An 18,921-nucleotide genomic window follows, 5' to 3' on the forward strand; every position below is an offset into this window, starting at 1 on the left:
GAGAAGGCATCGTTTTTCCTTATTGTATTTTTTAACCTACTGATAGTAGGTCAGAAACTGTTGATCGAGCGCTATATCTGTGGGTTTTTCGCTAAAATTCCTGCGATTAGGCCACCTTTTCCTGAACCAATATCGACTAATGTATTGATATTATCCGGATTAAAGTGCTCAATGACGTTATTTAGATCAATGTTGGTTAGATTATGCATGGCTTTACCAAAAAGAGCATCATCATTGGGATTCTGGTGTAAATGGCTATATAAGTCAGTTTGAAAGATGGTTTCAAATGCACTGTTACCATTTTTCACACAGTCGAATAAAGCACCTTGAGGCTGCCATCCCATATGGCCAGAATTTAGCATGGATATGTAACGTAAGCTTTCTTTATGGTCAGAGAGAAGAAACTCGCTCATTGTCGTTAATTCATATTGATTATTTGAATTTTCTTTGAATATACCAAGTGCAACTAATGGTCGCATCAAACGATAGAGTGATTGGCGATCAGCGGCTACATTGACTGCGAGTTCATCGATATTTAATGGCTGATTTTGCAGTCTATCAGCGATACCGAGTTCTGCTGCGACTCCAACAAGCTGGCCAGCAAGAGAAATCAAGGTGAAATCTATCATTTGCTCTTTAGGGTTGTCATTCCCTAAAAAATTTTCTTTGTTCACTGTATTATCCTTACATTAAAGTGGTGGCTGCTAAGTAGAAAATAGTTAGTTTATTAACAGAGTGATATTTTATTTTTTAGCTTATTAATTATTTATCTTAAAACAATTAACACGAAAGAACTTTCACTGAAATTTTATTGATTATTAAGTTAGCTATAAATAAGCCTATGATTAATATTATACTTGATATGAATAAAAATAATAATAAAGGAAAAACATTATTTTTCTTTATTATTTTAGTTGGCCTTATTTTGTTTTAGTAATGATAAAGACTGATAGATCTTGTTAATTGTTACGTATTATTTACATTTGTTTTTTGTTAGCTTGATAAGGATTAAATACTTATTAAGTGATAATGGATGAAGTAATTTATGGCGATGAATTTTTATACTTTTACACGTTTTACATTAGGGTTATTAAAAAAGATTAAGACTAATAATGCTAAGGGAATTAATATTTTTGCTAAGCATAAAGCGTATAAAAATAATCCGGAGCGAGGTTTTCAGGAGCTTGTTAAAGAGGCATGCTTTAAGCGTAACTTGCACTGGTATTCGCAAAGAACTGGGCGCACGGCAACCATGAGTGCGATTGAAGATGTGATTGAGAGCGATCAAATGCACTATTTTGAATTAAAGCAAAAGTTTATCTCGCCTGGGAAAGATAAGCCTGATTATAGCAATAATGCGATGCGTTATTTTGCTCTTAATGGTAGTTTAGAAGGGTTTGATCCTAATAATAATGAGCAGAATAAGTATAATGAAAATTATTTTGCGATAGATAGTAAGCATAATCCATTTGAAATTACTCAGTCTAAATACAAAAAAAGTTCTTATAAAACGCTTACACCATTCAATGGTCATCATCAGCGCAGTCGCACAGAGGTGAGTTTCGATTTGGATTATGACCTTGATCGCTAAGTTTAAAAGCTCTAATAAAAAAGGCCTTTTAAGAGGTCTTGATAATTTTTTGGGTTTATACATTGATTAGTTTGTTTGCTCTTTAAGCCAAAACTTTGCTGTAAGTGCTGCGATAATAAACATTACTGGGACAATGGTCAGGGCAATTTGATAATTTAAGCTAGAATACACCGGTGTATCGCCGATGATTTTGCCATCCCATAGCTGACTCATAATAAAACCGACTAAGGGTTGAAACAGTGCGCCGCTGATGACAACAGCCATATTATTAAAGCCAATCGCCGTGCCAAGGATATTATCCTGTTGATAGTCTTTGATATAGGCAAAGCTAAGTGATTGGCCTGCGGCACCGACACCAAAGAAAAACATCAGTACATAAAGTAGAGTTACAGGCAGACTTGGGCTATAGAGAACAATTAGCGATGCAATAATACCAAGAGTTGCTGATAAAAGTAAGAGTGGTTTGCGTTGGCGAATTTTGTCTGACCAGTAGCCAATCAGTGGGCTGCCAAGGGCGATACCTAGCCAAATCGTTGAGCTTAAATTTGCTGCATCATTAATAGTTAGCTGGTAGTGCGCGCGCAGGAAAGGCACTCCCCACAGTGATGCAAAGATAGTGATCGGTGCCCAAGCGGCGAATGAATATAAAGCAATTTTAAATGTTTCTGGATGTTTAAAAAGAATGGTCAGTTGCTGCTTAATGGATAAGCGGTTGTTTGGTGTGGTTTTTGGTTTTTTAGTGATTGGCTGGTTGTCTGTGTGGTGGTGACGCTTATCTTTGAGAATCAGTAAAATAATGATGGCAAGAGTGATACCAATAAAGCCCAAGCCTTGCAAGGCCTCGCGCCAGCCTAAGTCACTGACGATGGCGGCCAGCGGGCCTTGGCCGGCGAGTGCACCGATAGAGGCTAAAAATTGACCAATTCCAGCAATTAAACCAAAGTAGCGGGTTGGGAACCATTGTGCGGCAATAAAGAGCATGGCAATAAAGGCAAAGGCAGAGCCAAAGCCGGTAAAAAAGCGCCCAAGGGAGGCGAGAGTGAATGAGTCGGTCAGGCTAAATAATAGTATGCCGATGGCGCAAATAGTAAGACTAACGGTAATTAAAATCCGTGCATTCATGCGATCAAATGCTAATCCGGCAGGAATTTGCATCGCAGCATAGGAGTAATAATAAAAGGAAGAGAGTAGGCCGACACCGGTGGCATTAATTGTAAAAGCGTGCATTAACTCTTTGGTGATGACACTCGTGGAAACCTGTACTGCCATCTCATAGAGCAAAAAGGAGGCGGCGAGGATGAAAAACAAGTAGGGCTTTAATAGTGTAAAACTAAAGGTGCGCTTATTATAGGCAGTTTGCATAACGTTATATTCCTAACTAATCGCATTAAAAGTAAAGTTAATTAATATGCTGAAATAGGTGATGATGTGTTATGCATTAACAGAGAATATGTAGTTGTGCTGGATGAAGTCGTAGAGGCATTTTATGTGTTCGCTTTATTTTCTATAGGGTAAGGGGATAGAGGCGTTGATCTTAGCAGCAAGAACAACAACTATAACAATAGAGGGGTAAAATTAAAGCAGAACAGTTTCTCATAGTGAACAATACTAACTGAATTTGCCGCGGCTGTCAAAGCTGAAAAGTAACCCGAGTTTTTAAGGGGGGTCGTGTGTGGCGTTGTTTTCTAGTTTTGATTACTTAGATAGGCGATATAGCAAAGCCTACAGCCTACCTAAGAATCATTAAAATGCTTTTAGCACTTAAAATTTATTAGCGCTGGTTCATATCTTTAAATGGTCGCTGATCATAGCCTAAATAAAGCTGACGTGGACGAGTAATGCGGAAGTTATCGGCATTAATGAGTTCAATCCAATGTGAAACCCAGCCACTGGTGCGTGCCAAGGCAAATAAGACGGTAAACATGGTTGTTGGAATGCCTAAAGCACGTAGAATAATGCCTGAATAGAAATCAACGTTTGGATAGAGCTTACGCTCAACGAAGTAGCTATCTTCTAAAGCAATGGCTTCGAGCTTTTTGGCAATTTTAAGTAACTGATTATTACTATCACCAAGCTCTGCAAGGACTGAAGCACAGGCATCGCGTAGAACGTGTGCACGTGGGTCAAAGTTTTTATAGACGCGGTGACCAAAGCCCATAAGACGAAATGGGTCATTTTTGTCTTTAGCGCGTGCGACATAGTCTTCAATATTAGATTCATCGCCGATTTCAAGTAACATGTTTACAACGGCTTCATTGGCACCCCCATGTGCAGGTCCCCATAGTGCTGCAACTCCTGCGCTGATAGATGCGTAGGGGTTAGCACCTGTTGAGCCAACATTACGTACCGTTGATGTTGAGGCATTTTGTTCATGCTCTGCATGCAGGATAAAAATCTTGTCCATCGCGTCGGCAAATATTGGATTGATTTTCCCACCATTTTCAGCGGAGCCAAACATCATGTTTAAGAAGTTTTCTGCGTAGCTAAGATCACTACGCGGTGCAATAAATGGTAGACCTTCACTGTGGCGATAGCACATTGCTGAGAGTGCAGGAATTTGAGCAACTAAGTTAAGTGCTGCTTCATATTGGTAGTCTTTATCGTTGATGCGTGCTTGATCATGGTAGAAAGCAGATTGTGCACTAACTGCAGCGCCCAGCATCGCCATTGGGTGAGCGTCTTTATTAAACCCTTTGAAAATATTCTCAATGATATCTGGGGTGTTTTGGTGCTCAGCCAGTTGGCTGTTAAATTGATTGAGTTCGGTTTGATTCGGTAATTCGCCGCTAAGCAACAGGTAAACAGTTTCAACAAAATTTGATTTGTCAGCTAGGTCTTCAATCGTGTAGCCACGATACAGGAGTTGACCTTTGCCTCCATCGATAAAGCAGATTTTAGAGTCACAGGATGCGGTGGCAGTAAAGCCTGGATCGTAGGTAAAATGGCCAGTTTTACCGAGTGCTTTAATATCAATAACATCTTGGCCGAGTGTGCCACTATGGATTGGAAATTCAACGTCATTACCGTCGAGTGTCAATTTGGCTGATTTGGTCATTGAGAACCTCCTCGTGTTGTTGTGCGAGCTACTTCATTGAAGGTAAAAGCAAGTCGCACACAAATTACTTTAATTCTAGTTTAACTACCGAGATTTTGACTTTATGATAAAGGTGCTGCTATGCAGTAGTTTTGCTATGCATTTTATACTACAACGCTGCTCATAAAGCAAAGGTGGACAAAAATTAACCAATAACTCTAAATATATAGCTGAAACTAAGACCGCTACTTTATCGAGATTATTATATTTTTATAGTTTAGCTGTGTGAGTTATTTTTAATGGACTATATTTTTCTAGTTATTTTAGTATGCTTTAGTAATAGTTAAGTCTAAATGCTGCAGTGCGATGACTAGATTATCAAAAACTTCTTATTTATGTAAGTATTATTAACTTAACGGAGCTGTTAGGATTTTTTAAGGTTATAGAAAATCACGGTCAATCCATTGAGTGGCAAGGCAAAGCGTAGATTTATGTTTTTGATCATTTGTTATTGTGGCTTTTGCCGGTTTAAACCTGAGTAAAAATTGCCTATAATCCGCCGTTGTGGTTATGGGGGTTATTGCAAAACCTGCTGATTTCATCATACTTTTATGTATGTGTAAAAGAGTATGCGTAGAATCAAGGCTCTGTTAAAATGTAGCAGCGCAAAACTGAAGTCTATAGTAGGTTGCGTTAAATTTGAGCCAAGTTTTGGGGTATGGCTTAAAAGTATAATTAACTTAAGGGGATTTTTCATGAGTGATAAGCGACCCGTGAATCTTGATATTACAACGATTCACATGCCTATTACCGCCATTTCATCGATCTTGCACCGAATTTCTGGGATTCTTGTTTTTATCTTAATCGCCTTATTGCTATGGGGATTAGAGCAGTCTTTAGCGTCAGAGGCTGGATTTAAATCTATAACACAGATATTGGGCTCGACTTGGGTGAAGTTTGGGGTCTGGGTGTTTCTGTCTGCATTGATGTATCACTTGGTTGCTGGAGTACGCCATTTGTTAATGGATATAGGGATCGGTGAAACTAAACAAGGCGGACGTGCAGGAGCAATGCTTGTTCTTGCTCTATCCATAGTATTAATTGTTGCATTGGGGTATTGGCTATGGTGAGTACAATAACAGGCTTTGCAAAAAGTGGGTTAAAAGATTGGTTTATCCAGCGAGTTTCGGCAATTATTCTTGCTGTTTATGTATTATTTCTTGTTGGTTTTTTTATTGTTCATCCACAGGTTGATTATGGCACTTGGAAAGCGTTATTTTCACAGACGTGTATGCGTATTTTTACATTATTGGCAGTATTGAGTTTAGCGGCGCATGCTTGGATTGGTTTGTGGACGGTATTTACTGATTATATTAAGTGTGGTGTGTTACGCGGAATTCTTCAAGTCTCTGTTATTTTAGTAATTTTCGTTTACGTTGTCTGGACGATTCAAATTATCTGGGGTGTATAATTCATGACAATTGCAACATATGATTTCGACGCCGTTGTCGTGGGTGCCGGTGGGGCTGGTTTGCGCGCGGCCTATGAGTTAGGGCAAGCAGGTTTAAATATCGCGGTGGTAACGAAAGTCTTTCCAACACGTTCACATACAGTGTCAGCGCAAGGGGGCATGGCCGCAGCGCTTGGTAATGTGCATAAAGATGATTGGCGTTGGCACATGTACGATACCGTCAAGGGGTCTGATTATATCGGTGATCAGGATTCTATTGAATATATGTGTGAGATGGCACCGCAAGCCATGTACGAGCTTGACCATATGGGTATGCCGTTCTCGCGCTTGGATAATGGTCGCATCTATCAGCGTGCATTTGGTGGTCAGACCATGAACTATGGTGAGAAAATCGCTCAGCGCACCTGTGCGGCAGCAGACCGTACCGGCCATGCCTTGTTACATACGCTGTATCAGCAAAATGTGCGGGTGAACACTAATTTTTATAACGAATGGTATGCTGTTGATTTGGTGAGAGTGCAAAACGGTGCAATCGCCGGTGTGATTGCCATTTCAATAGAAAGTGGTGAAACGGCCTTTTTCCGCTCAAAAACGACGATTCTGGCTACCGGTGGGGCGGGGCGTATCTATGAATCAACCACCAATGCCTTTATTAATACCGGCGATGGTGTGGGGATGGCTTTGCGGGCGAATGTCCCTGTGCAAGATATGGAGTTCTGGCAATTTCACCCAACCGGTATTGCTGGTGCGGGTGTCTTAGTGACAGAAGGTTGTCGTGGTGAAGGCGGCTTTTTAATTAATAAAAATGGTGAGCGCTTTATGGAGCGTTATGCACCGAATGCAAAAGACTTAGCCTCACGTGATGTTGTCTCTAGAGCAATTTCTTTGGAGCTACGTGAAGGCAATGGCTATGCCCCAGAGGGCGTTGATTATGTCAAACTGGATTTAACGCATTTGGGTGAAGATATTATTAATAAACGTTTGCCGGGGATTCGTGAATTATCCATGACTTTTGCGCATGTTGATCCAATTAAAGCACCAATTCCCGTCGTGCCGACTTGTCATTATATGATGGGTGGGGTGCCAACAAATGTCCATGGTCAGGCGATTACGCAAGACGCTAAAGGCCAAGATCATATTATTCCAGGGCTGTATGCTATTGGTGAATGTGCGTGTGTTTCTGTGCATGGAGCGAATCGTTTAGGTTCTAATTCACTCTTGGATTTAGTGGTCTTTGGTCGGGCATCAGGTAAACATATTGCTGAAAATATTAATGATTTTGCCCTAGAAGATATCAGCGAAAGTGATTTAGAGCAGGCGCTTGCTCGGATGAACCGCTGGAATGAAGCGAAAACGGGCGAGAGTTTTCAGGTGATTCGTCATGAGATGAAGCGAGTGATGCAGCAAGATTTTGGTGTATTCCGTCAAGAGCAAGCATTGCGTGAAGGCTTGAAAAAATTAGAAGAGCTGAGTGAGCGTTTAAAAACGGCGAAAATGGATGATCATAGTCAAAGCTTTAATACTACGCGTATAGAAGCACTGGAGTTAGATAATTTGATGAATACGGCTCTGGCAACCGCACATTCTGCGGTGGTTCGTACAGAAAGTCGTGGCGCGCATAGTCGTGAAGATTATCCTGAGCGTGATGATGAAAACTGGCTAAAACATACGCTGTATTTTTCTGACGATCACAAAATTAGTTATCGTGAAGTAAATCGTAAACCGAAAAAAGTGGATGCATTTCCACCGAAACCGCGTGTTTATTAAGGGAAGATTGCAATGAAATTTAAAGTTTATCGCTATAACCCGGATGTAGATAAAGCCCCTTATATGCAAGAATATAATCTGGATATTCCAAAAGGTTCAGATATGATGGTGCTTGATGCGTTAGAATGCTTAAAAGAAGAAGACCAGACGATTGCAATTCGTCGTTCTTGCCGTGAAGGCGTTTGTGGCTCTGATGGCATGAATATCAATGGTAAAAATCGCTTAGCCTGTGTGACTCATTTATCTGAGTTAAAAGGACCCATTGTAATTAGACCTTTGCCTGGATTGCCGGTGATTCGTGATTTGGTTGTTGATATGACGCCGTTTTATAAGCAGTATGAGCGGGTTAAACCTTATTTAACACCTGCTGGAGAAGCGCCAGCAAAAGAGCGTTTGCAATCACCAAAAGAGCGTGAGAAGTTAGATGGTTTGTATGAATGTATTTTATGTGCATGCTGTTCTACTTCCTGCCCGTCGTTTTGGTGGAATCCTGATAAATTTGTTGGTCCGGCAGGGTTATTACAGGCGTATCGCTTTTTAATCGATAGTCGTGAAGGTCATGTTGATGAACGTTTAGCCGGATTAGAAGATCAATTTAGTTTATTTCGTTGTCGAGGCATTATGAATTGTGTGGATGTGTGTCCAAAAGGCTTAAATCCTACCAAAGCGATTGGCCATATTCGTTCGATGATGCTGAAAAAAGCGGTATAATAAAAGCTCAGTGATGAGGTTGCAGAAAAGTGGGCAGCGTGCCCATTTTTCATGTAATGTTAGGGGACATATTAATAACGCATGATGATTAAGTCGAGGCGCCAACATGCGAGAATCTTTATTAAAAGAGCTAGAAGCTACTGCGTTTTTGGATGCAGGTAGTAGCTCTTACGTTGAGGATCTTTATGAGCAATATATCAAGGATCCAAAGAGTGTTGATGAAAAGTGGCAAAATTACTTTGCCAAATTAAAACAAGAAAGTCAAAGTTCAGAAATTCCTCATTCAGAGGTAAGGGCTGCATTCCAATCCTTAGCGCAACAGGCGACTGGGATTGGCGTGCTGTCGGATGAATCATCGGCTTTAGCCCGAGTGAAAAGCTTAATTAACAGTTATCGTTACTTAGGGCATTTTGAAGCAGAGCTTGATCCACTGAAACGACCGCGTAATCATAAAATGGCTGAGTTAACGCCAGAATATCATGGTTTAACGGTCAGTGATCTTGAGATGTCTTTTACAATCGAGGGCTTAAATACGCAGTCTTCAAAGCTGAAAGATATTATTGGCATTATGCGCAAAACTTACTGTGGCCATATTGCCAGTGAGTATATGTATATTGTTGATCAGCAAGAGCGTGAGTGGATACAAAAGCGCTTAGAAACGGTTCATGATCAGCCTGAGCTCAATCGTGAAGAAAAACACCGCATTTTAGAGCGTTTGACTGCAGCAGAAGGCTTGGAAAAATACCTGGGTTTAAAATATGTTGGCCAAAAACGCTTCTCGCTAGAAGGTGGTGAAAGCTTAATCCCATTGTTGGATGAAATGATTCAGCGTGCGGGTAGCAAGAGTGCGCGTGAGGTAATTTTAGGCATGGCCCATCGTGGTCGTTTAAATGCTTTAATTAATTTATTGGGTAAATCACCTGAGCAATTGTTTGGCGAATTTGAGCAAAGCGTGGCCGTGCATGGTAGTGGTGATGTCAAGTATCATAAAGGTTTTTCATCGGATGTTGAGACAGCCGGTGGTCCAGTGCATTTAGCGTTGGCCTTTAACCCGTCGCATTTAGAAATTGTTTCACCTGTTGCGGCAGGTTCTGTACGAGCACGGCAAATGCGTCGTGGTGATGGGCAGCGTAATCAAGTTTTATCGATACAAGTGCATGGTGATGCGGCGTTTGCTGGGCAAGGGGTGGTGATGGAAACCTTTGCCATGTCACACACGCGTGGTTACAACATTGGTGGTACGATTCATGTGGTGATTAATAATCAAGTGGGCTTTACTACTGATCCTCGTTGTTCGCGTTCAGGTGAATACTGTACTGATATTGCTAAAATGTCATCTGCGCCGGTGTTTCATGTGAATGGGGACGACCCTGAAGCTGTGTTTTTTGTGGCCCAGCTCGCACTTGATTATCGTTTAACGTTTAATAAAGACGTGGTCATCGATATGGTCTGTTACCGTCGTCATGGCCATAACGAATCTGATGAGCCGTCAGCGACACAGCCATTAATGTATAAAGTCATTCGCAAGCAAACGACGACGCGTAAAATGTATGCCGAGGCGCTTATGCAGTCGGGTGAATTTGAGCGTGCGGATGTTGATAAAATTAATAAAGACTATCGTGCCGCACTAGAAGCGGGCCGAGTGGTGGCACCTGGGGTAATCGAGGGTGTTAATCTGCGCGATCATGCGGCTGATTGGGGGCCTTATATTGGTAATGATTGGGATACTCCGTATGATAATAGTCTGCCGAAAGAGAAGTTACAGGCGTTGGCTAAGCGTATGGAGCAGCTCCCTGAAGACTTTAAATTACAGCCGCAGGTGAAAAAAACATTGGATAAGCGGGGGCAGATGACCTTAGGTCAAGAGCCGATTGACTGGGGTTATGCTGAAAATCTAGCCTATGCAAGTTTGTTGGTAGAAGACTTTGATGTGCGTCTCGCCGGCCAAGATTGTGGTCGTGGTACGTTCTCACATCGTCATGCGGCTTTGCATAATCAAGAGAATGATGCAACCTATTACCCACTTGAACATCTTGCTGATAAGCAGGGTAAGTTCATTGTGATTGATTCATTGCTCTCTGAAGAAGCTGTGTTGGCCTATGAATATGGTCATGCGACCGCAGAACCACTGGCGATGACGATCTGGGAAGCCCAGTTTGGTGACTTTGCTAATGGTGCCCAGGTGGTGTTTGACCAGTTTATCAGTTCAGGCGAGCAAAAATGGGGTAGGCTCTGTGGTTTGACAGTATTATTACCGCATGGTTTTGAGGGCCAAGGCCCAGAGCATTCTTCAGCACGGTTGGAGCGCTTTTTACAGCTGTCTGCCCAGCATAATATCCAAGTGTGTGTGCCGACCACGCCTGGACAAATTTATCACTTAATTCGTCGCCAAATGGTGCGTAAGTGCCGCAAGCCATTGATCGTGATGACGCCGAAGAGCTTACTGCGTTCACCCTTGGCGGTGTCTTCTTTAGATGACTTAGCACATGGCCATTATCATAATATTATCCCTGAAATTGATGACTTAGATGCCAAGCAGGTCAATCGAGTTGTCCTGTGTAGTGGTAAAGTTTATTATGATTTATTGTCAAAACGACGCAATAGTGATCAAAAAGACGTTGCGATTATTCGTATCGAGCAGCTTTATCCTTTTCCTGAAGCTGAATTGGAGAAGGTGCTTGCGCATTATGGTCATGTGAAGGATTTTATCTGGTGTCAGGAAGAGCCAAGAAACCAGGGTGCGTGGTATCAAAGCCAGCACCATATTCGCACTGTCATTGGTGACGATCGAAAATTGCACTACGCTGGGCGTCCAGCCATGGCGGCGCCTGCCGAAGGCTATCCTAAGGTGCATGCAATAGAACAAGAGCGTTTGGTGTGTGATGCACTAAATTTAGTAAAAGTTTGAGGAATAGACCATGTCTTCTGTTGAAATAAAAACACCTGTTTTTCCAGAGTCTGTAACTGATGGTACGATTGTCGCTTGGCATAAACAACCCGGTGAAGCGGTTGAACAGGAAGAGACTATTGTTGAAATTGAAACGGATAAAGTCGTTCTTGAGGTTCCAGCACCGACGGATGGTGTATTAGAAGCGATTGCGGCGAATGAAGGGGACACTGTAGTTGCTGAGCAGTTACTTGGCACCATTAAAGAAGGCGCTGTGGCTAAGGAGCAAAGTGCGGCTGCGGCCCCTGCGACTGAAAGTCAGCCTCAGCCTGCTGCGCAAGCAGTGCCTGCGGCAAAATCGGCAGCACCTGCTGCTAAAGCACCTGAAGTTGAAGGGCACTTAAGCCCATCGCTACGTCGCAAAGTCGGTGAAGGGGTGGATGTTTCGAGCATCTTAGGTGTTGCGCCAGAGGCTGCTGGACGGTTAGAAAAGCGTGTGCCAATGTCACGGTTACGTGCACGGGTGGCTGAGCGCTTATTAGAAGCCCAGCATAATAATGCGATTCTGACTACATTTAATGAAATTAACATGAAGCCAGTTATGGATCTGCGTAAACAGTACAAAGATAAATTTGAAAAAGACCATGATGCCCGTCTGGGTTTTATGTCCTTTTTCTTAAAAGCTTGCGTAGTGGCTTTAAAAGAGTTCCCAGAAGTCAATGCCTCTGTCGATGGGACTGATATTTTATATCATAATTATTATGATATTGGTGTTGCGATTTCATCACCGAGAGGTCTTGTTGTGCCTGTGTTGCGCAATGTTGATCAATTAAGCTTTGCTGGGGTGGAATCTGGAATTATTGATTATGCCTATCAGGCGCGTGATGGCAAACTGGCAATGGAAGATATGATGGGAGGCACCTTCACTGTCACCAATGGCGGAACCTTTGGTTCGATGATGTCAACGCCGATTATTAATCCACCGCAAAGTGCAATCTTAGGGATGCATAACATTGTTGAGCGTGCTGTGGTTGAGAAAGGCGAAATTGTCATTCGTCCAATGATGTATATCGCTCTGTCTTATGATCACCGGATTATCGATGGTGCAAGCTCTGTGCGCTTTCTGGTCCGCGTCAAAGAAATGCTGGAAGATCCAGCCCGTATGTTGTTGAACGTATAAACGATTGTGTCATGAACTTTAATTTAGATTGTAAACTCTAAAGAATATGTTTATGACACAATTAAATTCGGTTAAACATTTCAATCGATCTTTTTGTTTGAGGAATCAACTGTCATGAATTTACATGAATATCAGGCAAAGCAGCTTTTTGCTGAGTATGGCCTTCCTGTCTCTAAAGGTGTTGTGGCGAGCAGCATCGATGAAGCTGTCCGCGCAGCTGACCAAATCGGCGGTAATATGTGGGTGGTGAAAGCGCAAGTGCATGCTGGCGGTCGTGGTAAAGCCGGCGGGGTAAAGCTCGCATCATCAAAAGATGAGATTAAAGACTTTGCTAGCCATTGGTTAGGAAAAAACTTAGTTACGTACCAAACAGACGAAAAAGGTCAGCCCGTTCATAAGATTTTGGTTGAATCTTGCACTGATATTGATAGTGAGCTGTATTTAGGTGCCGTGGTTGACCGGGCAACACGTCGTGTGACTTTTATGGCTTCAACTGAGGGTGGCGTTGAAATTGAAAAAGTTGCTGAAGAAACGCCTGAGAAAATCTTTAAAGTAGAAATTGACCCACTGGTTGGGCCACAAGCGTATCAAGCACGTAATGTTGGTTTTAAATTGGGCTTAAATGTCAATCAAGTCAAGCAATTTACCAAAGTCTTTTTAGGCCTTGCGAATATGTTTTTAGACTATGACTTTGCTCTATTAGAAATTAACCCACTTGTGATTACTAAAGAAGGTAATTTGCATTGCTTAGATGGCAAGATTAATATCGATGGTAATGCCTTATATCGTCAGCCAAAAATTCAAGAGATGCGTGATGCGACCCAAGAAGATGAGCGTGAAGCGCGTGCTGCGGAATGGGATTTAAACTATATTGCTCTTGATGGTGATATTGGCTGTTTAGTCAATGGTGCTGGCTTAGCAATGGCAACGATGGATGTGATTAAACTGCATGATGGTAGCCCAGCTAACTTCTTAGATGTCGGTGGTGGTGCGACCAAAGAGCGTGTTGCAGAAGCGTTTAAAATTATTTTATCGGATACCAGTGTCAAAGGTATTTTAGTGAATATTTTTGGTGGTATTGTTCGTTGCGACATGATTGCCGAAGGCATTATTGCCGCGGTTGAAGAGGTACATGTCAATGTGCCGGTCGTTGTACGCTTAGAAGGGAACAATGCAGAAGCAGGTGCGAAAAAGCTTGCGAGCTGTAACTTGAATATTACGCCAGCATCTGATCTTGATGATGCTGCGACAAAAATTGTTAGTGCTGTTAAATAAGGGTGAGCCATGAGTGTTTTATTAAACAAAAATACGAAAGTTATTTGTCAAGGCTTCACCGGGAAGCAAGGTACATTCCATTCAGAACAAGCCATTGAATACGGCACGAATATGGTCGGTGGTGTCACGCCAGGTAAAGGAGGCGAGACGCATTTAGGTTTGCCGGTGTTTAATACTGTCGCAGAAGCGGTTAAAAAAACAGGTGCGGAAGCCTCGGTTATTTATGTTCCTGCGCCATTTTGTAAAGATGCTATCTTAGAAGCGGCTGATGCTGGCATTCAACTGATCGTTTGTATTACCGAAGGTATTCCTGTATTAGATATGCTCGATGCTAAAGAATATATCGAGAAAAATACCAGTGCGCGCTTAATTGGGCCAAATTGCCCAGGTGTGATTACACCGGGTGAGTCTAAAATTGGGATTATGCCAGGTCATATTCATTTACCAGGTAAAGTCGGTATTGTTTCACGCTCTGGTACATTAACTTATGAAGCGGTAAAACAAACGACTGACTTAGGTTTCGGCCAATCGACGTGTGTTGGTATTGGTGGTGACCCAATTCCAGGTTCTACATTCATTGATATTTTAGAGATGTTTGAAAAAGATCCACAAACTGAAGCGATTATTATGGTCGGTGAAATTGGTGGCACAGCTGAAGAAGAAGCGGCTGAATTTATTAAACACCATGTGACCAAGCCCGTTGTGTCTTATATTGCGGGTGTGACGGCCCCTGCTGGTAAACGTATGGGCCATGCCGGTGCAATTATCTCTGGTGGTAAAGGCACGGCGGCTGAGAAGTTTGCAGCGCTTGAAGAGGCGGGTGTACGTACTGTCAAAGCACCGACGCAACTAGGTCAAGCGATTAAAGAAGTAACAGGCTGGTAAGAGACGACTGACTGTTAGATTCTTTATAAAGAGCCGGGCATTACGCCCGGCTTTTATTTTTGGAGAAAAATGATGAGTGAAAGCGATAATAAGCTTGATATTGAAAAATTTCTAGCACTTACTGAGGGTGTGACGAGTGCAGTGATTGCTGAGATGAAACAGCATGGCTTAGTCAGCATGACTGAGGATCCAAATATGATCGCAACGCTGATGGCAAGCAGTTTGGGGATGTTGATTGGCTCAACCACTCAGCATACTAAAGGTTCACGTGATCAAATCTTAAAGAGTGTTGACCGATTAATTAATGAAGCGATTAATACGGCTGATACGATTTATAAAGATGACTAGTTATTGTTAAGCTGACTAATTTTTGCACTGGTATTAATTGATGATTTTTCAAGCTGAATATCACCAGTGCATACTGAGACTCAATCACTTAGTAATTATTTAATCTTTAAAGCAGCTAATTTTTCAAATATCGCTTTGTATTAATATTACTTTCTTTCACTATACTTGGGGTTAGGCGCTAAGAAGTCGCTGTGGCTAAGATGAGAGAGAGCAATGGGTTAGGAGAGTGATATCTAATTTATTTAAAAATATAAAAATTATTTCATTCGTGCGTGACCGAGGACTGCGTTTGCAGTTTTATTTAGCCTTGGTTCTTGCTTTAACCGCGGTCTTGTTTGTTTTTGGTGTGTTAAACTTTAATAATTATAAAGCGGTGCTTCATCAGCAGCTTGAAGAGGAGGTTGCCGCAACCGCTGAACGTTTAAGCAAGAGTATTGCTGGACCGATGTGGAATGCGGATGAGCTACAAGTACTCTCTTTATTAAAGGCTGAAATGCTGTCTAAACATATTGCAGGCGTTGTCATTTATCCGGCTCACCACCCGATGATCGGCTTTTATAAACAGCACGGGCAGGTGCAATCGATGCCCAAAAAAATAAAAATGTTAGAAAGCTTTGCAGTGCGTAACATCATGTATAAAGATCATAAAAAAGATTACACGTTAGGCAAGCTTTATATTTATATTGATGAGCAACTTGTTTTAGATAAGCTAGATGATTATTTGCTGAGCAATATTATGCAGATTATTATTCTTAATGTTATTTTACTACTTTGTATCGCTTTTTTGTTGAACCATATTATTATTGATCCTTTGGAAAAGATTAAAAGTGCAATTGGTACTCTTTCTGATGGTGAGGGGGACTTATCTCAACGTGTTAACGTGCAGGGATTCAGTCCGGAAATTGCCGCCCTAGGTGATGACTTTAATCGCTTTGCTTATAAAGTGGGCCAGATGATTAAAAAAGTGGCTAGTGATGCGGATAAAATGACAGAAGAAACTGGCCATATTGCGAAAGCAAATTTTAATATTGACGCTCAAGTCGATAGTCAGGCGAGCTCATTACAGCTTGTCAGTCATGCTATTTATGATATAGAAGACTTAAATCAAGCCATTGAGGATATTGTCTCTTATGCAGCGCAGTGCTCAACTGAGTCCTCTATTGCTGCAGGTCGTGGTGGTGAGATTGTTCGTCGTAATATGGTCAATATGAACAGTATTAGTCTGGCTGTACATCATTCTGCTGCGAGTTTGGAAAAGTTAGCCGGACTCGGTGATTCAATTACCGATATTATTGAGGTTATTGGTTCAATTACTAAGCAGACCGATTTGCTTGCTTTAAATGCTGCGATTGAAGCAGCACGAGCAGGGCCGAAAGGGCGAGGGTTTGCTGTTGTTGCTGAGGAAGTGAGAAAACTTGCAATAGAAACAGAAGAGGCCACTCGGGAGGTTGCCCCTGTGCTTGAAGCCATTAATAATGAAGTCCAGCAAACAACATGTGCAATGCATGAGGGGGTTGGCTGGGTGTTGCAAGGGGTTGAAGAGGTGGCTGAAGCGGGTGAGATTCTTGATTTAATTATTGATAGTGCTTATGAGGTGAATGTTGCTACTCAACAAGTATTTGATGCGATTGTACTGCAAAATGACAAAACTATTGCGGTGTCTCAGTCGATGTTAAGCAGTTTGTCAGGAGTTGAGTCCTTAAAGAAAAATACCAATCAGGCTTCTGAGTCCGCTGCGGTATTAAAAGTAAAGTCAGCTCAATTAATTAAAGCGATCTCTGCGTTTAAAATATCAAGTTGATCTGGTGTATTAAGGCTTATTGCTTCCTTGTTACCAGAAATTTTACTGTAATTTTATTTCAATAAATTAACTTTTATTTAATTAATTTTTAGGAAATATTTCTTAAATTTTTGAATTTATTTTGTTTTTTGTTATATATTAATGTTTGGAATTTATGTGCTTTGTTTAACAAATCTATAGATCTTTGAAGATTATAGAAAGATTAAGGAGTGGTGACATGCCTAAAGAGATAAAAGTGGTTGCTATCGGTGCAGCTGACTCTGGTAAGACATCCTTTTTTAAAAAAAAGTGCCAAGATGACAACAGTACAATAGGTGCTGAAATTACTTTATTAAAAACAATGACGCGAGATTATCGGATTTGGGATACGGCAGGGAGAAAAGATTACGAGGCATTACGGCAGAATTGCTATGCAGAGACAAGCATTGCTTTGTTATTTATTGATTGTAGTAAACCTGACGAAAGTATTGAGTTTTGTCGAAAAGAACTAATAAGGATGAGGCCTGAAGTAAAACAGGGTATTACGAAATACAATGTTGTTTTTACGAAAGCTGATTTGAGTGGTGATGGCTTTTATCCTTATCCAACATTTGTATCATTAAAGACTAAATTAAGACTCAGGGATGACCAATTTGTCTCTGAAGAAGGTTATGTCCTCACATCAGCGAAGAATGATAGTGCAGAGGAGCTAGCAAGCAAGCTTAACGATTCGGTCCATCTCTATCAAAAAGCAGATTCTATACTAGAGAAAGTTGAAGTTTCATTAAAAGAACTTGAAACATATAGAGATATGAAAATTGAAGCAGATCATCCCCAACATAGCAAATTAAATCATTTTATTGTTGGTACAAGAAAACGTATAGACTCTTTTAAAGCTGGCAAGGAGAATGCTTTTGTAGGTTATGAGGAAGAGAATCATGAGCTTCGTGAAGCGCTGAAAGCGACAGAAAGTACGAGTGCTTTGTCTAGGTTGTGGTTGTCTATTATTCTCAATATTGTTACGTTAGGCCTTTCTGCAGTTGTTACGCTAATACATACAAGGAATGATGAAAAAACCTGCTTGCCGTTCTATAGACCGAGTGACCCTCTTGCTCAAGCCGAAGGGGTGGAAGTACAGATGACAGGGCTTAAGGGGTATGGCGGGGCTGCTGTTTAAGTGGATTATGAACTGTATTAAAAAATAGCTGTTAAATTTTTATATGGCTGTTTGGCACCCTCAGCACGAAGATAGGGTGCGGTGTCTTAGAAGTGCTAAAAGTTATTGACACATTATTTTTTTGAGCATGAGTTGGCCGCTTTGACCGGCCCAAATTTCTGGCAGATCGATTAATTTAGCAAAGCCGACTTTGCTGTAAAAGCGTTCGGTAATGCGTTGAGAGGCCGGTGTGTTATTTTCATCATAAGGTGTTTTTACGACGAGGTATTGGTGGCGGATATTGCGGCTATATTTTTCTGCGGCATCAATTAAGCTTAGGCCAATGCCTTGTTGCTGATAAGGCTTTAAGATGGCAATAAGGGCGACTTCTGTTGTAATCGGCGCGTGCTGCTGTAGCCCCATAAAGCCGACGATGCGTTGATGAGTATGCGCAGCAAGAATATGCATTTTCTCAAAGTGGCGTGCATAGTGATTGATGGTGACTTCATTTTTAAATGATTCAGGAATTTGACGCATTAAGCGCTCGCATGTCAAGGCCTTGTGACGTTCTAATGGTGCAATGGTGGTTTGCATGATGAAATCTCTTTCTGTCCCTATACTCTTAATCTAGCAAGCTTTGTGCAACAATGCTGGCGTGTTGCCCGATCTTTCTGCCAGACAATCTCGGTAGTTCTTGTGAGATTTTATACCTGACAGTTGATAAAAAAACAATTTGCATGGGTGCTTGTGCGTTATAAACTCACCTTACGCACTGACATGATAAACAATGTATAATGAAATCTGATAGATACAGGGATTTCATCAGGAATGAATAA

Annotated in this window: 16 protein-coding genes; 12 read left to right on the forward strand and 4 right to left on the reverse strand. The window is 41.5% G+C overall.

What is annotated here, in order from left to right:
- Positions 1 to 71: 71 nt before the first annotated feature.
- Complete coding sequence (locus C200_RS00195; RefSeq protein ID WP_016210211.1) at positions 72 to 674, reverse strand: methyltransferase family protein; 603 nt, start codon at positions 672 to 674, stop codon at positions 72 to 74.
- Positions 675 to 1,045: 371 nt separating this feature from the next.
- On the opposite strand from C200_RS00195, the gene C200_RS00200 reads away from it, so the two are divergent.
- Positions 1,046 to 1,591, forward strand: coding sequence for a hypothetical protein (locus C200_RS00200; RefSeq protein WP_016210218.1), 546 nt, complete (start codon positions 1,046 to 1,048; stop codon positions 1,589 to 1,591).
- Between the two features lie 66 nt (positions 1,592 to 1,657).
- Here C200_RS00200 and C200_RS00205 read toward each other — a convergent pair whose 3' ends face one another.
- Entirely contained in the window at positions 1,658 to 2,953 is a 1,296-nt protein-coding gene (locus tag C200_RS00205) for an MFS transporter (RefSeq protein WP_016210214.1), read from the reverse strand.
- Between the two features lie 409 nt (positions 2,954 to 3,362).
- Complete coding sequence (locus tag C200_RS00210; protein WP_016210220.1) at positions 3,363 to 4,646, reverse strand: citrate synthase; 1,284 nt, start codon at positions 4,644 to 4,646, stop codon at positions 3,363 to 3,365.
- Positions 4,647 to 5,380: 734 nt separating this feature from the next.
- Here C200_RS00210 and sdhC point away from each other — a divergent pair.
- From sdhC to C200_RS00265, 11 genes are all read left to right on the forward strand, one after another.
- Positions 5,381 to 5,755, forward strand: coding sequence for a succinate dehydrogenase, cytochrome b556 subunit (sdhC, locus tag C200_RS00215; protein ID WP_016210217.1), 375 nt, complete (start codon positions 5,381 to 5,383; stop codon positions 5,753 to 5,755).
- On the forward strand, positions 5,749 to 6,096 hold the full coding sequence (gene sdhD, locus C200_RS00220) for a succinate dehydrogenase, hydrophobic membrane anchor protein (protein ID WP_016210223.1): 348 nt from the start codon (positions 5,749 to 5,751) through the stop codon (positions 6,094 to 6,096). Before sdhC ends, sdhD begins: the two co-directional genes overlap by 7 nt.
- Before the next feature lie 3 nt (positions 6,097 to 6,099).
- A complete protein-coding gene (sdhA, locus tag C200_RS00225; RefSeq protein WP_032126118.1) occupies positions 6,100 to 7,863 on the forward strand; it encodes a succinate dehydrogenase flavoprotein subunit in 1,764 nt (587 codons plus the stop codon).
- A 6-nt stretch (positions 7,864 to 7,869) separates the two neighbouring features.
- Complete coding sequence (locus tag C200_RS00230) at positions 7,870 to 8,574, forward strand: succinate dehydrogenase iron-sulfur subunit (RefSeq protein ID WP_172673423.1); 705 nt, start codon at positions 7,870 to 7,872, stop codon at positions 8,572 to 8,574.
- 106 nt (positions 8,575 to 8,680) lie between these two features.
- Complete coding sequence (locus C200_RS00235; RefSeq protein WP_016210215.1) at positions 8,681 to 11,482, forward strand: 2-oxoglutarate dehydrogenase E1 component; 2,802 nt, start codon at positions 8,681 to 8,683, stop codon at positions 11,480 to 11,482.
- Between the two features lie 10 nt (positions 11,483 to 11,492).
- Entirely contained in the window at positions 11,493 to 12,641 is a 1,149-nt protein-coding gene (gene odhB / locus C200_RS00240; RefSeq protein WP_016210221.1) for a 2-oxoglutarate dehydrogenase complex dihydrolipoyllysine-residue succinyltransferase, read from the forward strand.
- Between the two features lie 114 nt (positions 12,642 to 12,755).
- Positions 12,756 to 13,916, forward strand: a complete 1,161-nt coding sequence (gene sucC / locus C200_RS00245) for an ADP-forming succinate--CoA ligase subunit beta (RefSeq protein WP_016210208.1) — start codon at positions 12,756 to 12,758, stop codon at positions 13,914 to 13,916.
- A gap of 9 nt (positions 13,917 to 13,925) precedes the next feature.
- Positions 13,926 to 14,801, forward strand: coding sequence for a succinate--CoA ligase subunit alpha (gene sucD / locus C200_RS00250; RefSeq protein ID WP_016210213.1), 876 nt, complete (start codon positions 13,926 to 13,928; stop codon positions 14,799 to 14,801).
- A gap of 69 nt (positions 14,802 to 14,870) precedes the next feature.
- A complete protein-coding gene (locus C200_RS00255; RefSeq protein WP_016210207.1) occupies positions 14,871 to 15,149 on the forward strand; it encodes a hypothetical protein in 279 nt (92 codons plus the stop codon).
- A 289-nt stretch (positions 15,150 to 15,438) separates the two neighbouring features.
- Positions 15,439 to 16,950, forward strand: coding sequence for a methyl-accepting chemotaxis protein (locus tag C200_RS00260; RefSeq protein WP_230384825.1), 1,512 nt, complete (start codon positions 15,439 to 15,441; stop codon positions 16,948 to 16,950).
- A 217-nt stretch (positions 16,951 to 17,167) separates the two neighbouring features.
- Positions 17,168 to 18,106 (forward strand): Rab family GTPase, encoded by a 939-nt coding sequence (locus tag C200_RS00265; protein WP_016210224.1) that lies wholly within the window; start codon positions 17,168 to 17,170, stop codon positions 18,104 to 18,106.
- 102 nt (positions 18,107 to 18,208) lie between these two features.
- Here the strand turns inward: C200_RS00265 and C200_RS00270 are convergent, their stop codons facing one another.
- Entirely contained in the window at positions 18,209 to 18,679 is a 471-nt protein-coding gene (locus tag C200_RS00270) for a GNAT family N-acetyltransferase (protein ID WP_016210212.1), read from the reverse strand.
- Between the last annotated feature and the right edge of the window lie 242 nt (positions 18,680 to 18,921).

The sequence above is a fragment of the Piscirickettsia salmonis LF-89 = ATCC VR-1361 genome (assembly GCF_000297215.2).
GTDB lineage: Bacteria > Pseudomonadota > Gammaproteobacteria > Piscirickettsiales > Piscirickettsiaceae > Piscirickettsia > Piscirickettsia salmonis.

Excerpts from the sequence above, each read along its gene's own strand:
- sdhA (WP_032126118.1), top strand. The coding sequence starts at position 6,100 with ATGACAATTGCAACATATGATTTCGACGCCGTTGTCGTGGGTGCCGGT.
- sdhC (WP_016210217.1), top strand. The coding sequence starts at position 5,381 with ATGAGTGATAAGCGACCCGTGAATCTTGATATTACAACGATTCACATG.
- C200_RS00210 (WP_016210220.1), bottom strand. The coding sequence starts at position 4,646 with ATGACCAAATCAGCCAAATTGACACTCGACGGTAATGACGTTGAATTT.
- sucD (WP_016210213.1), top strand. The coding sequence starts at position 13,926 with ATGAGTGTTTTATTAAACAAAAATACGAAAGTTATTTGTCAAGGCTTC.
- C200_RS00205 (WP_016210214.1), bottom strand. The coding sequence starts at position 2,953 with ATGCAAACTGCCTATAATAAGCGCACCTTTAGTTTTACACTATTAAAG.
- sucC (WP_016210208.1), top strand. The coding sequence starts at position 12,756 with ATGAATTTACATGAATATCAGGCAAAGCAGCTTTTTGCTGAGTATGGC.
- C200_RS00235 (WP_016210215.1), top strand. The coding sequence starts at position 8,681 with ATGCGAGAATCTTTATTAAAAGAGCTAGAAGCTACTGCGTTTTTGGAT.
- C200_RS00270 (WP_016210212.1), bottom strand. The coding sequence starts at position 18,679 with ATGCAAACCACCATTGCACCATTAGAACGTCACAAGGCCTTGACATGC.
- sdhD (WP_016210223.1), top strand. The coding sequence starts at position 5,749 with ATGGTGAGTACAATAACAGGCTTTGCAAAAAGTGGGTTAAAAGATTGG.
- odhB (WP_016210221.1), top strand. The coding sequence starts at position 11,493 with ATGTCTTCTGTTGAAATAAAAACACCTGTTTTTCCAGAGTCTGTAACT.
- C200_RS00265 (WP_016210224.1), top strand. The coding sequence starts at position 17,168 with ATGCCTAAAGAGATAAAAGTGGTTGCTATCGGTGCAGCTGACTCTGGT.
- C200_RS00255 (WP_016210207.1), top strand. The coding sequence starts at position 14,871 with ATGATGAGTGAAAGCGATAATAAGCTTGATATTGAAAAATTTCTAGCA.
- C200_RS00200 (WP_016210218.1), top strand. The coding sequence starts at position 1,046 with ATGGCGATGAATTTTTATACTTTTACACGTTTTACATTAGGGTTATTA.